This window comes from Actinoplanes sp. NPDC024001, from assembly GCF_040638955.1.
Classification (GTDB): domain Bacteria; phylum Actinomycetota; class Actinomycetes; order Mycobacteriales; family Micromonosporaceae; genus Actinoplanes.
In genome coordinates this window covers 78,808-90,817 of the sequence record NZ_JBEZZB010000015.1, presented here as the reverse complement: position 1 = coordinate 90,817, position 12,010 = coordinate 78,808, and the positions used below count along the sequence as shown (strand labels likewise).

The following is a 12,010-nucleotide window of genomic DNA, read 5'->3' as shown; positions in this document are numbered from 1 at the left end:
GGAGCCAGGCCAGCCGGAGCCAGGCCAGCCGGAGCCAGGCCAGCCGGAGCCAGGCCAGCCGGAGCCAGGCCAGCCGGAGCCAGGCCAGCCGGAGCCAGGCCAGCCGGAGCGAGCCAGGCGAGCGAGGCCAGCCGGAGCGTGCCGGCCGGCGTGGGTCTGCTGGAGCGGGTCAGTCCCAGGCGGCGCCGAGGCGGAACAGGCGGTCGGCGTACTCGATCTGGGTTTGCCAATCGGCCGGCCAGGCCGGCAGGCCGAGAGCCGCGCCGGCGAAGGCGCCGGCGAGGCAGGCGATCGAGTCGGAGTCGCCGGAGGAGGCCGCGCCGCGGCCGAGGACAGCGACCGGCTCGTCCGGGGAGATCAGATAGACGTAGAGGGCGGTCGCGAGGGCCTCCTCGGCGACCCACCCGGCACCGGTCGCCAGGCACGGGTCACCGGTGTGATCTCCAGTGGCCAGGGCCACCGCGACCCGATCCAGCGCGGCCGCGCACTCGTCCCACCCGAGCGCGATGAACTCCTCCGGCGACGAGACGGTCGGGCGCTGCCAGAGCTCACCCAGCCAGTCCCCGCGATAGATCTTGCGCTGCTCGGCGCAGCGCTCGCGCAGCGCCTCCAGCAGGTCGGCCGGCGCGAGGCCGTCACAGAGCCACCGGACCGCGTACGCCGTGAGCTCACTCGCCGCCAAGCCGGTGGGGTGACCGTGGGTGAGCCCGGCCTGGAGCTGCGCCGCCCCCGCCCGCTGGTCGTCGCTCAACCCGCGCATCAGGCCGACCGGGGTGACCCGCATGTTCGCACCGCAGCCCTTGGAGTCGGACTGGGTGGCCCGGGTCCACGGCCGGCCGTCGGCGAGCGCCGCGCAGGCCCGCAGGCAGGTCATGCCGGGTGCCCGATCGTTCTCCGGGCTGGCCGCCCACTCCAGGAAGCGCCGCCGCAGCACCGGCTCGAACGACTCCGGGGTGACGGTCTGCACCTCCAGCAGGGCCTCGCCGACCGCCAGCGCCATCTGCGTGTCGTCGGTGACCAGCGCGGGTTCGCCCTCCAGCCGGCGTGGGCCTCCCGGGCCGTACCGGGCGACGATCTGCGCGTACTCCTGGAACTCGGTGGGCTTACCCAGGGAGTCCCCGTACGCCAACCCGAAGAGCGATCCCGACGCAGCACGCATGCGGACAACTCTAGGTAGTACGTCAACGCAGCGGGGCGGCCGACGGCCCCGTGCGCGATTCGCGCAAGATGGACCACATGCCGGATCCGCTGCAACCAGTCCTCGGTGGGGACGCGCCGTTCGACGCGACCGAGTTCGAGATCGAGTCCCGAGCCGAGTTCGACTCGCACCTGACCAGGGGAACCCTGGCTGGTCTGGTCGTGCTCGGCCTCCGCCTGGACCATGATCCACCGGACCTGACCGGGGTCGACGTGAGCGGCACGCTCTTCGTCGGCTGCCGGCTCGCCGGGCCGGAGGTGGAGATCGACCTGATCCGCCGCGGCGCCCACCTGGTGCCGCCGTTCAACGCCCGGCCCTACCCCACCCATCCGGCGCTGCTCTACACACCGGACGACCTGTCGGCCGGGTTCGCCGAGCACGGGTTCGCCGGCATGTACGACACCGTGGTATTCGACCATTTCGTCGCGCACGGCGGTGCGGTTCCGGACATCCGGGAGGCGATCGCGCAGCGGCTGCACGACGCCGGCATCGACAACGCGCTCGGCAAGGCGCTGGCCGCGTGGGCGGCGGTGCACGGCCACGAGGGCCCGGTCGGGATCATGGGTGGGCACGCGGAACCGCGCGGCTCGGAGGCGTACCGGATGGTCGCGGCCCTGACCCGGCAGCTGGCCGGCGCCGGCCGGCTGATCGTGACCGGTGGCGGGCCCGGGGTGATGGAGGCGGCGAACCTGGGCGCCTACTTCGCGTCCCGCGACGAGGCCGAGCTGTCGGACGCGATCGACCGGCTGTCGGTGGCGCCGCGGTTCCTCGACCACGACCCGTACACGGCGGCCGCGCTCGCGGTCCGCGCCGCGTATCCGCTGGCCGAGACCGACCTCGCCGGTCGTCTCCGGCACGGGGGCCTGGCCCTGCCCACCTGGCTCTACGGCCACGAGCCGGCCAACCTCTTCGCCGGGCAGATCGGCAAGTACTTCTCCAACGCCGTCCGCGAGGACTCGATCCTGCGGCTGTCCCGCGGCGGGATCGTCTTCGCGCCGGGCTGGGCCGGCACGGTGCAGGAGATCTTCCAGGCCGCGACGAAGACGTTCTACCGCACCGACGGCCCGTCCGGCGCGTTCGTCTTCCTCGGGGTCGAGCACTGGTCGGCGCTGCCGGTGGCGGACCTGCTGGGGCCACTGCTGGCCCGGTCACCGCACGGCGACCAGTCCGATCTGATCGTGGTCACCGACTCCCTGGACGAGGCGGTGTCGGCCCTGCTCAAGTGAGGTGGCGGGGATGCCGCACACTGCGCTCATGGTGACCTTCGTAGTGATCGCGGGAGCGCTCATGGTGCTGGCTTTCTTCACGATCTCCGTCATCGCCGCGGTGATCATCTTCCGTAACGCCAGGCGCGGCCGGGACGTCGGAGGCCGACCGTCCCGGCGCGGCGGCGGGACGTTCCACTACTCGCACCACGACAACGACACGGGCGACCACGGATGGGGCGACAGCGGCGGTGGCGGGGACAGTGGTGGCGGAGGCGGCGGTGGAGGCGGCGATTGAGCCGATGACCCGCTGGTGCGGGTGCGGCACACTCAAGCCATGCTGCTCACCTTTGTCATATCGTTCGCGGTCATCGTCGGCTTCGCCGTGACCGGCGCGAAGCTCGCGCGCAGGCATGCGGATCGCCGCAACCCGGTGAAGCAGGCGATGAGGCGACTGGAGAACGAGCGTCGCCACCAGCGGCGCAGCGGTTCCTCGGCGTATGTCGACGGCACCTCGTCGGGCCACGACGACCACGACTCCTCGTCGGGTGGTGGCGGCTCGTGGTTCGGCGGCGGTGACGGCGGCTGGTTCGGCGGCGGCGACAGCGGCGGAGGCGGCGACAGCGGTGGTGGCGGTGGCGGCGGCGGGGACTGAGATCAGGCGACGTGCACGCGTCGCCAGTGCACCGCCGGCAGCTCGGTCTCCGGCACGTCGGTGAGCCCGTTCTCGTCCATCGCGTTGAAGATGGCGAGCCGTGCCCCGTCGAAGAGGAACTCGACGGCGTGCAGCACCCGCGGCCGCCAATCCGCCGAGGTGGTCCGCTCGATGATGTTGACCGAGCGCAGCTGGCGGCCGCGGGCCCGGCGCAGCGCGGCGTGCGGGTCGGCCCGCCAGTCGAAATGCTCGTACCAGTCGATCGGCACCGACATGTCGATCTGGTCCCAGGTGATCGCGCACTCGTCGAACTTACGATGAGTGATCTCCACGCGACTCAGTCCGAAGTCGAGGATCACCGGGCCGTCAGCGAACCAGCCGCGCTGGGCCATGTCCCACATCAGCCAGCTCGATCGCAGCTTCCGGCCGATGAGCCGGACAAACATGTGTCGATGAGTGGCAGCGAGGGCCTCGGCATCGTGATGCCACTCGGGTTTCCAGCCCGCGATACCGAGCACGATCACCGTCCCGCCGATCTTGACGGGGACGATGGTACCCGTGTCGCTCCGTAACCCCGCAAGACAACAACGGCCGGTCCCCACGCACGGGGACCGGCCGTTGCCGTGTGATTACTTCGAGAGAGTGGTTCCGGTCGAGCGGAGGTGCTCGCAGGCCTCGACGACGCGCTTGGCCAGACCGTTCTCGGCCAGCTTGCCCCAGGCGCGCGGGTCGTACGCCTTCTTGTTGCCGACCTCGCCGTCCACCTTCAGCACACCGTCGTAGTTCTTCATGATGTGGTCGACGACCGGGCGGGTGAACGCGTACTGGGTGTCGGTGTCGATGTTCATCTTCACCACGCCGTAGTCCAGGGCACCGTGGATCTCGGACAGCAGCGAGCCCGAGCCGCCGTGGAAGACCAGGTCGAACGGCTTCTCCTTGCCGTACTTGGCGCCGACCGCCTCCTGGATCTCCTTGAGGATCTCCGGGCGCAGCTTGACGTTGCCCGGCTTGTAGACGCCGTGCACGTTGCCGAAGGTGAGGGCGGTCATGTAGCGGCCCTTCTCACCGATGCCGAGCTTGGCGGCGGTGGCCAGGCCGTCCTCGACGGTCGAGTAGAGCTTGTCGTCGATCGCGGCGGAGACGCCGTCCTCCTCGCCACCGACGACGCCGACCTCGATCTCCAGGATGATGTTGGCGGCGGCAGCCTCGGCCAGCAGCTCCTCGGCGATCTGCAGGTTCTCGTCCAGCGGCACGGCCGAGCCGTCCCACATGTGCGACTGGAACAGCGGGGCGAGGCCCTTGGCGACCCGCTCCTTGGAGATCGCCAGCAGCGGGCGGACGAAGCCGTCCAGCTTGTTCTTCGGGCAGTGGTCGGTGTGCAGCGCGACGTTGATCGGGTACTGCTTCGCGACCTCGGTGGCGAACTCGGCCAGCGCCACGGCGCCGGTGACCATGTTCTTGATGGTCGGGCCCGAGACGTACTCGGCGCCACCGGTGGAGATCTGGATGATGCCGTCGCTGCCGGCCTCAGCGAAGCCCTGCAGGGCCGCGTTCAGGGTCTGCGAGGACGTCACGTTGATCGCCGGGTAGGCGAACGCGCCGGCCTTGGCGCGATCGATCATTTCGGCGTAGACCTCGGGGGAAGCGATAGGCATCGGTGCGCTCCTTGCTCTTTGGTACGGGCAGCAGAGGGCAGGACCGCGCTGTCCTCCAGCAGGCAGTATTCCGCAGTCGCGTTGCGTAGCGGAATCCGCCCCGAAATCCGCACCCGTCCGGCCGCTTCCCGCACCGCCACCGACCGGCGGCGGTGCGAGATCGCGGCCGATCTTTCGGCACATGCCGGTTTGTGCGGCATCGTGACGGGGGAACGCGCACCATGGTGGAAGCCGAGCCGGCGACAACGGAAGGGAGCCGAGATGACGCGCCCGAAGGACGAGGTCGACGTGGAGACGCCCGAGGTCGACGCGGCGGAGCAGGCCAGGGTCGCGGTCCCGAGCTGGCAGGACGACGAGCCGGAGGAGTCGCCGGCGATCACCGAGGCCAACGAGTGGGACGCCCAGGAGCAGGGCCGCATCGTGGAGTTCGACGACGACTACCGCTGAGGCGCGCGTCAAATCGATCGCTGGATTCGCGCGGCACTGCGACCATCTAACGCGTGCTGCTCACTGTGACGACCACTCACCGGCCCGCGACCGATCTTGGATACCTGCTGGTCAAGCACCCTGACCGGGTCCATGCTTTCGACGTCCCCACCGGTACGGCGTACGTCATGTATCCCGAGGCGACCGACGACCGGTGCACCGCCGCGCTGCTGCTCGACGTGGATCCGCAGCGGCTGCGGGCGCAGAGGGACGCCTTCGAGCTGAGCCAGTACGTGAACGACCGCCCGTACGCCGCCTCCAGCCTGCTGGCGAGCGCCCTGGCCAAGGTCTTCCGCAGCGCCCTGCGCGGCGCCTCCCGGGACCGGCCGGAGCTGGCCGCCGCGGCGATCCCGCTGGAGATCCGCGTCCCGGTCCTGCGCGGCACCAACGATCTGGTCACCCGCCTGTTCGCCCCGCTCGGCTGGACCGTGACCGCCGACCCGATCCCGTTCGAGCCGGAGATCGGCGGCGACAGCCGCTATGTCGAGGTCTGCCTGACCGGCGAGCTGCGCCTCGCCGACGCCCTCAACCACCTGTACGTGCTGCTCCCCGTCCTGGACGACGCGAAGCACTACTGGGTCGCCCCGGACGAGATCGAGAAGCTGCTGCGCTCCGGCGAGGGCTGGCTCGCCGCCCACCCGGAGAAGGTGCTGATCGCCCGCCGCTACCTGGCGCACCGCCGCTCGCTCGCCACCACCGCCCTGGAGCTGCTGGACGCCGATCAGCGGCCGGCCACCGAGGAGGAGGAAGAGCTGCCGGTCGCCCGCAAGGCGCCGCTCGCCGAGCAGCGCCGGGACGCGGTGCTCGCCGCGCTCACCGAGGTGAACGCCGCCCGGGTCCTCGATCTGGGCTGCGGCGGCGGCGCCCTGCTCACCGCGCTGGCGAAGGACCGGCGATTCACCGAGATCGTCGGCGCCGACGTCTCCAGCCGGGCCTTGGAGCAGGCCGCGCGCCGGCTGCGCCTGGACCGTCTGCCGGAGCGGCAGAAGGACCGGATCAGGCTGATCCAGACCGCGCTGACCTACCGGGACGACCGGCTGCGCGATTTCGACGCCGCGGTGCTGATGGAGGTCATCGAGCACCTCGACCTGCCCCGCCTGCCGGCTCTGGAGGCTGCGGTCTTCGGCCACGCGCGGCCCGGCGCCGTGGTCGTGACCACGCCGAACGTGGAATACAACGTGCACTACGAGGGCCTCACCGGGATGCGGCACTCGGACCACCGCTTCGAGTGGACCCGCGCCGAGTTCGCCGCCTGGGCGGACCGGGTCGCGACGACCTATGGCTACGCCGTGACGATCCGCGGCGTCGGCGACCCCGACGAGACCACCGGCGCACCGACCCAGCTCGCCCTCTTCACCATTGATACGGAGGTGACCGCATGATCCTCGACGTTCCCGAGCTGTCGCTCGTGGCGCTGGTCGGCATCTCCGGTTCCGGCAAGTCGACGTTCGCCCGTGACCACTTCAAGCCGACGCAGGTGCTCTCCTCGGACTTCTTCCGCGGCCTGATCGCCGACGACGAGAACGACCAGTCGGCCTCCGCCGACGCCTTCGACGCGCTGCACTACGTGGCCGGCAAGCGGCTGGCGGCCGGCCGGCTCACCGTGGTCGACGCCACCAACCTGCAGTCGCACGCCCGGGCCGGGCTGGTGAAGGTGGCCCGCGAGCACGACGTGCTGCCGGTGGCGATCGTGCTGGACGTGCCGGAGTCGCTGGCCTGGGAGCGGACACAGGCCCGCGCCGACCGCACGTTCGGCCGGCAGGTCCTCACCCGCATGCACCGCGACCTGCGCCGGTCCCTCGGCCAGCTGGCCCGCGAGGGTTTCCGCAAGATTCACGTGCTGCGAGGCGTGGACGAGATCGCGGCCGCCGAGATCCGCTACGAGAAGCTCTTCAACGACCTGCGCACCGAGCACGGCCCGTTCGACATCGTCGGTGACGTGCACGGCTGCCGGGCCGAGCTGGAGACGCTGCTCGGCAACCTCGGCTGGGAGCTGCTCCGCGACGAGCAGGGCCGGCCGGTCGACGCCGTGCACCCGGAGGGGCGCAAGGCCGTCTTCGTCGGTGACCTGGTCGACCGCGGCCCGGACTCGCCGGGTGTGCTGCGGCTGGTCATGGGCATGGTCAAGGCCGGGCACGCGCTCTGCGTGCCGGGCAACCACGAGCAGAAGCTGGCCCGCAAGCTGAACGGCCGCAACGTCCAGCTCACCCACGGTCTGCCGGAGACGCTGGAGCAGCTCGCCACCACCTCGGAGGAGTTCGTCCAGGAGGTTCGCGCCTTCATCGACGGCCTGGTCAGCCACTACGTGCTCGACGACGGAAAGCTGGTGGTCGCGCACGCCGGGCTCAAGGAGGCCTACCACGGGCGCGCCTCCGGCCGGGTGCGCAGCTTCGCGCTCTACGGCGAGACCACCGGCGAGACCGACGAGTACGGCCTGCCGGTCCGCTACCCGTGGGCGAACGACTACCGCGGTTCGGCCGCGGTCGTCTACGGCCACGTGCCCACGCCGACCCCGGAGTGGATCAACAACACCATCTGCCTGGACACCGGCTGCGTCTTCGGCGGCTCGCTCACCGCGCTGCGCTGGCCGTCGCGCGAGCTGGTCTCGGTGCCGGCCGCGAAGGAGTACTACGCGCCGGTGCGCCCGCTGGTCACGGTCGCGACCAGGCCCGACCGGGGCCTGGACATCGCCGACGTGACCGGCCGCAGGCACATCGACTACGGGTACGGACGGACCACCGTCCCCGCCGAGAACGCGGCCGCCGCGCTGGAGGTGATGGGCCGGTTCGCCGTCGACCCGGAGACGCTGGTCTGGCTGCCGCCCACGATGGCGCCGTGCTCCAGCTCAACCGTGGAGGGCTACCTGGAGTACCCGTCGTCCGCCTTCGCCGACCTGCGCGCCGCCGGGGTGACCCGGGTGGTCTGCGAGGAGAAGCACATGGGCTCGCGGGCCGTGGTGCGGGTCTCCCGGTCCGGCGACGGTGACGCGATCTGGACGCGGACCGGGCGGCCGTTCTTCGGGCCGGAACTGGACGAGCCGCTGCTCGCCCGGGTCCGCGCGGCGGCCGGCCCGATCTTCACCGAGCTGGGCACCGACTGGCTGCTGCTCGACGCCGAGCTGCTGCCGTGGTCGGCGAAGGCCGGTTCGCTGATCCGCGACCACTACGCGGGTGTCGGCGCGGCCGGCCGGACCGCCCTGCCGGCCGCGCTGGCGATGCTCGACCGGGCGTCGGCACGTGGGCTCGACGTCGGCGCGCTGCGGGACCGGCTGGAGCTGCGGTCGGCGGAGATCGACGGCTACTCCGCGGCCTACCGGGCGTACGTGAAGCCGACCGACGGCCTCACCGGGGTCACCCTCGCCCCGTTCGCGGTGCTCGCCGGCGCCAACGTCTCGTACGCGGGGAAGGACCACGACTGGCACCTGGCGATCGCGGACCGTCTGGTCGCCACCGATCCGGAGCTGTTCACGCCGACCCGCCGGATGATCGTCGACCTGGCCGATCCGGCCGCCGAGGCCGCCGCCACCGACTGGTGGCTGGCGCTGACCGCGGCCGGCGGCGAGGGCATGGTGGTCAAGCCGTGGGCCGGTCCGGCCGCGACCGACGCGAAGGGCCGCCTGGTGCAGCCCGGGGTGAAGTGCCGCGGGCGGGAGTACCTGCGGATCATCTACGGCCCGGAGTACACCCGTCCGGAGCAGCTGGAGCGGCTGCGCCAGCGCAATCTCGGCCGTAAGCGGTCGCTCGCGCTGCGCGAGCACGGGCTGGGGCTGGCGGCTCTGGACCGGCTGGCCGAGGGTGCTCCGCCGTGGCGGGTGCACGAGCTGGTCTTCGCCATCCTGGCTGCCGAGTCGGAGCCGGTCGACCCGCGGCTCTGACCGTACGGTCAGATCTTGGCGGGCATACCCCATCCACCGGAGTCGTCGGGGTTCCGGCCGGTCGGCGGCCGGTACCCTGCTTCCTCGTGGACATCCAAGCGCTCACCGAGCCGCTCGCGCTGAACCCGATGGACCCGAAGGATCTGCTCCAGGCCTTCGGGTTACCAGGGGTCCTGGCGATCCTCTTCGCGGAAACCGGCCTACTGGTCGGTTTCTTCTTTCCCGGGGACTCGCTGCTGTTCCTGGCGGGCGTGGCCGCCTCCGCGGTCGCCGATTCGATCTTCGGCGAGGGCGCCCGGCTGTCGATCGCCGGCCTGCTGATCGGCGCACCGATCTGCGCCATCGTCGGCGCGCAGTTCGGGCACTGGCTCGGCGCGAAGTACGGGCGCCGGATGTTCGACAAGCCCGAGTCGAAACTGTTCAAGAAGGAGTACGTCGAGAAGGCGGAGTACTACTTCGAGAAGTTCGGCCCGGCCAAGGCCGTGGTGCTGGCCCGGTTCATCCCGATCGTGCGGACGTTCCTGAACCCGGTCGCCGGCACCCTCGGCATGCCGGCCAAGCAGTTCTTCGTCTGGAACGTGGTCGGCGCGATCCTCTGGACCGACGGCATCATCCTGATCGGTTACCTGCTGGCCGAGCAGATCTACGCCGCCATCGGCGACCAGATCGACCACTACATCCTGCCGGTGGTCGCGCTGATCATCCTGATCTCGGTGCTGCCGATCCTCATCGAGATCCTGCGGGAACGCCGGGCGAAGAAGCACGGCACGCCGGTCGCCGATCCGGCCACCGCGATCGGTGTGGTGGCCGCGGCCACCGTCGCCGGGATCGCCGACGCCGCGCACGACGAGTTCGAGAAGCACCACCACCACGGCCAGCACGAGGCGCACCACGGCCAGACGCCGGCGCACACCTACGGCCAGCCGCCCGCCTACGGCGAGCAGCCTTACGGCCAGCAGCCCACTTACGGCAGCCAGCAGACCTACGGTCAGCAGCCGGCTTACGGAGGTCAGCAGACGTACGGTCAGCAGCCCGCTTACGGTGAGCAGCCGGGTTACGGCCAGCCGCAGTACGGGCAGCAGCACCCGGCGCAGCAGCAGGGGTACGGGCAGCAGTACCCGCCTCAGCAGCCGGGATACGGGCAGCCCCCGGCCGACGACGATCGGCAGTGGCCCCGCGGCTGACGCGCAGACACAGAAACGGCCGGCCCTCGGTTCACGGGGCCGGCCGTTTCCGCATGTGGTGGATCCGATGCACCGCAACGCCCCCGATCCGGGGGACCGCGATGAAGACTGAGCGAGTCAGACCGTGACCGCGCCGCTGGTGCCCTGGAGCCGCTCGATGAACTCCTCCGGGCAGTCCCGCAGGTTCTCCAGCCGGCCCGCGGTCAGCGCCCGGTAGGTGAGCGCGGCGGCTTCCTCCAGATTGCGGGCCCGCTTGTGGGCCAGCTCGACGGAGTCGCCCATGACGACACAGCCGTGCTGGCTGAGCACCAGGCAATCGGTGCCGTCCGCGGCCATCGCCGCGGTCAGGGCTGCCAGCTCGGTGCTGCCCGGCAGCCGGAACGGCACGGTCGAGACACGGCGCAGGTAGTACGCGTGGTCGGTGGTGACGATCCGGATGTGCTCGCCCAGCGCGTCCAGCAGCAGGGCCGTCTGCGGATGCAGATGGACCACCGCGTTGACGTCGGGCCGAGCCCGGTAGAGCGCGAGGTGCAGCGCCAGTTCGCTCGTCGGCTCGATCCGCGGGGGCGGCGTGGTGCCGACCATCGCGGGTGCGCCGTCGGAGATCCGCACCGGCGCGAAACTGTTCCGGCTGAGCCGGTCGAGCCAGGAGCCGCTCGCGGTGACCCAGATGGCGTCCTCGTCGGGGATCCGGGCGGACAGGTTGCCGCCCGATCCGCACACGAGGCCGGCCTGGACCACGTCGTAACCCACGTGCGCGAGCTGATCACGCAGGTCGCCGGGAACGTAGTTCACCGTTCCTCCTCGATCCGCTTCGACGATGGTCCTCGGCCTGGCGTCACGACCCCCATAATCGGACGCCAGGCGAAACCCCCAATGCTCAGCGCGCCTTCTTCGTGGCGCGCTTACGCGGCGGCGTCAGCAGGTCGGCGATGGTGGCGATCGCGGTCGGCACCAGCCGGTAGTACGCCCACACACCCCGCTTTTCCCGCTCAAGGAGCCCAGCCTCGGTCAGAATCCGAAGGTGGTGACTCACAGTGGGCTGCGAGAGGCCCAGAGGGGCCGTCAGGTCGCACACACATGCCTCACCGTCCGTAGCGGACTGGATAAGGCTCAGCAGCCGAAGCCGGGCCGGGTCGGCGAGCGCCTTCAGCACTCCCGCCAGGCGCTCGGCGTCAGCGCGTTCAATCGGCTCGCCGGCAAGCGGCGAGATCTGAGGCATCGTCATTTCCGCCAACGCAGTTCCCACGATCTCCATCCTTCCACCAACTGCATCGATTCTCCTGCATGTGAGCAGGAACGAACCGGCTAACTTTCAGGCCGTAAGGCCGACATCGATCGCCGGGTCGGTCGATCAGCCCAGCGAGTCGGCGGTCTGTGCCAACACGCTCACCTGATCTACCAAACCTGCGACACCGACTTCGGTCTCTGCCTCCTGCAACGCCTCAGCCGCCATCTGGTCGCTACCCATCCGTGTCGAGCTCTCGATCCCCGTCTCCGGAGTGAGGCGGGCCACATTGTCTTTTCGTCGATTGTTTCGGCTCACCGATCCCCGACGATGACCCGGCACAGAACGCATCGACACCATCACGCCGCACTGCGCGATCTTTTGAACGCCACACTCCGAACCCAACAGCTCACGACCCGATGAAAGCACGGCGCCACGCTGCGCGACGGCCAATTCAGTGATGAATTTACGCAGGTCGTCCCGTGCTTCCATGACATCGAGCGTACTGGCTGGAAGGAAACCGGA

General features: G+C 70.6%; 13 protein-coding genes. 7 read left to right on the top strand and 6 right to left on the bottom strand.

The window, feature by feature from the left end:
- Positions 1 to 169: 169 nt before the first annotated feature.
- A complete protein-coding gene (locus AB0F81_RS08675) occupies positions 170 to 1,159 on the bottom strand; it encodes an ADP-ribosylglycohydrolase family protein (RefSeq protein ID WP_360193138.1) in 990 nt (329 codons plus the stop codon).
- A gap of 77 nt (positions 1,160 to 1,236) precedes the next feature.
- Here AB0F81_RS08675 and AB0F81_RS08670 point away from each other — a divergent pair, with 77 nt between their 5' ends.
- Genes AB0F81_RS08670 through AB0F81_RS08660 form a run of 3 tightly spaced genes read left to right on the top strand, consistent with a single transcriptional unit; the run spans position 1,237 to position 3,058 of the window.
- A complete protein-coding gene (locus AB0F81_RS08670; RefSeq protein ID WP_360193136.1) occupies positions 1,237 to 2,424 on the top strand; it encodes a hypothetical protein in 1,188 nt (395 codons plus the stop codon).
- 28 nt (positions 2,425 to 2,452) lie between these two features.
- The gene (locus tag AB0F81_RS08665; protein ID WP_360193133.1) at positions 2,453 to 2,701 is read left to right on the top strand and encodes a hypothetical protein; all 249 of its coding nucleotides are present in this window, start codon (positions 2,453 to 2,455) and stop codon (positions 2,699 to 2,701) included.
- A 39-nt stretch (positions 2,702 to 2,740) separates the two neighbouring features.
- The gene (locus AB0F81_RS08660; RefSeq protein WP_360193130.1) at positions 2,741 to 3,058 is read left to right on the top strand and encodes a hypothetical protein; all 318 of its coding nucleotides are present in this window, start codon (positions 2,741 to 2,743) and stop codon (positions 3,056 to 3,058) included.
- Between the two features lie 2 nt (positions 3,059 to 3,060).
- Here AB0F81_RS08660 and AB0F81_RS08655 read toward each other — a convergent pair whose 3' ends face one another.
- On the bottom strand, positions 3,061 to 3,504 hold the full coding sequence (locus AB0F81_RS08655) for a hypothetical protein (protein ID WP_360193127.1): 444 nt from the start codon (positions 3,502 to 3,504) through the stop codon (positions 3,061 to 3,063).
- 183 nt (positions 3,505 to 3,687) lie between these two features.
- On the bottom strand, positions 3,688 to 4,713 hold the full coding sequence (fbaA, locus tag AB0F81_RS08650) for a class II fructose-bisphosphate aldolase (protein ID WP_360193125.1): 1,026 nt from the start codon (positions 4,711 to 4,713) through the stop codon (positions 3,688 to 3,690).
- A gap of 261 nt (positions 4,714 to 4,974) precedes the next feature.
- On the opposite strand from fbaA, the gene AB0F81_RS08645 reads away from it, so the two are divergent.
- The 4 genes from AB0F81_RS08645 (at position 4,975) to AB0F81_RS08630 (ending at position 10,257) form a co-directional block, all read left to right on the top strand.
- Complete coding sequence (locus AB0F81_RS08645) at positions 4,975 to 5,160, top strand: hypothetical protein (protein WP_360193122.1); 186 nt, start codon at positions 4,975 to 4,977, stop codon at positions 5,158 to 5,160.
- Positions 5,161 to 5,213: 53 nt separating this feature from the next.
- Positions 5,214 to 6,581 (top strand): 3' terminal RNA ribose 2'-O-methyltransferase Hen1, encoded by a 1,368-nt coding sequence (locus tag AB0F81_RS08640; protein WP_360193119.1) that lies wholly within the window; start codon positions 5,214 to 5,216, stop codon positions 6,579 to 6,581.
- A complete protein-coding gene (locus AB0F81_RS08635) occupies positions 6,578 to 9,073 on the top strand; it encodes a polynucleotide kinase-phosphatase (protein WP_360193117.1) in 2,496 nt (831 codons plus the stop codon). Before AB0F81_RS08640 ends, AB0F81_RS08635 begins: the two co-directional genes overlap by 4 nt.
- 86 nt (positions 9,074 to 9,159) lie before the next feature.
- Positions 9,160 to 10,257: a VTT domain-containing protein gene (locus AB0F81_RS08630; RefSeq protein ID WP_360193114.1), complete on the top strand. Its 1,098-nt coding sequence runs from the start codon at positions 9,160 to 9,162 to the stop codon at positions 10,255 to 10,257.
- 117 nt (positions 10,258 to 10,374) lie between these two features.
- Here AB0F81_RS08630 and AB0F81_RS08625 read toward each other — a convergent pair whose 3' ends face one another.
- The 3 genes from AB0F81_RS08625 to AB0F81_RS08615 form a co-directional block, all read right to left on the bottom strand.
- Positions 10,375 to 11,052 carry a class II aldolase/adducin family protein gene (locus AB0F81_RS08625; RefSeq protein WP_360193111.1) on the bottom strand — a complete coding sequence of 226 codons (678 nt, stop codon included), beginning with the start codon at positions 11,050 to 11,052 and terminating at the stop codon, positions 10,375 to 10,377.
- Between the two features lie 85 nt (positions 11,053 to 11,137).
- Positions 11,138 to 11,515 carry a metalloregulator ArsR/SmtB family transcription factor gene (locus AB0F81_RS08620; protein WP_014440216.1) on the bottom strand — a complete coding sequence of 126 codons (378 nt, stop codon included), beginning with the start codon at positions 11,513 to 11,515 and terminating at the stop codon, positions 11,138 to 11,140.
- Positions 11,516 to 11,611: 96 nt separating this feature from the next.
- Positions 11,612 to 11,977: a hypothetical protein gene (locus tag AB0F81_RS08615; protein WP_360193105.1), complete on the bottom strand. Its 366-nt coding sequence runs from the start codon at positions 11,975 to 11,977 to the stop codon at positions 11,612 to 11,614.
- Positions 11,978 to 12,010 lie beyond the last annotated feature (33 nt).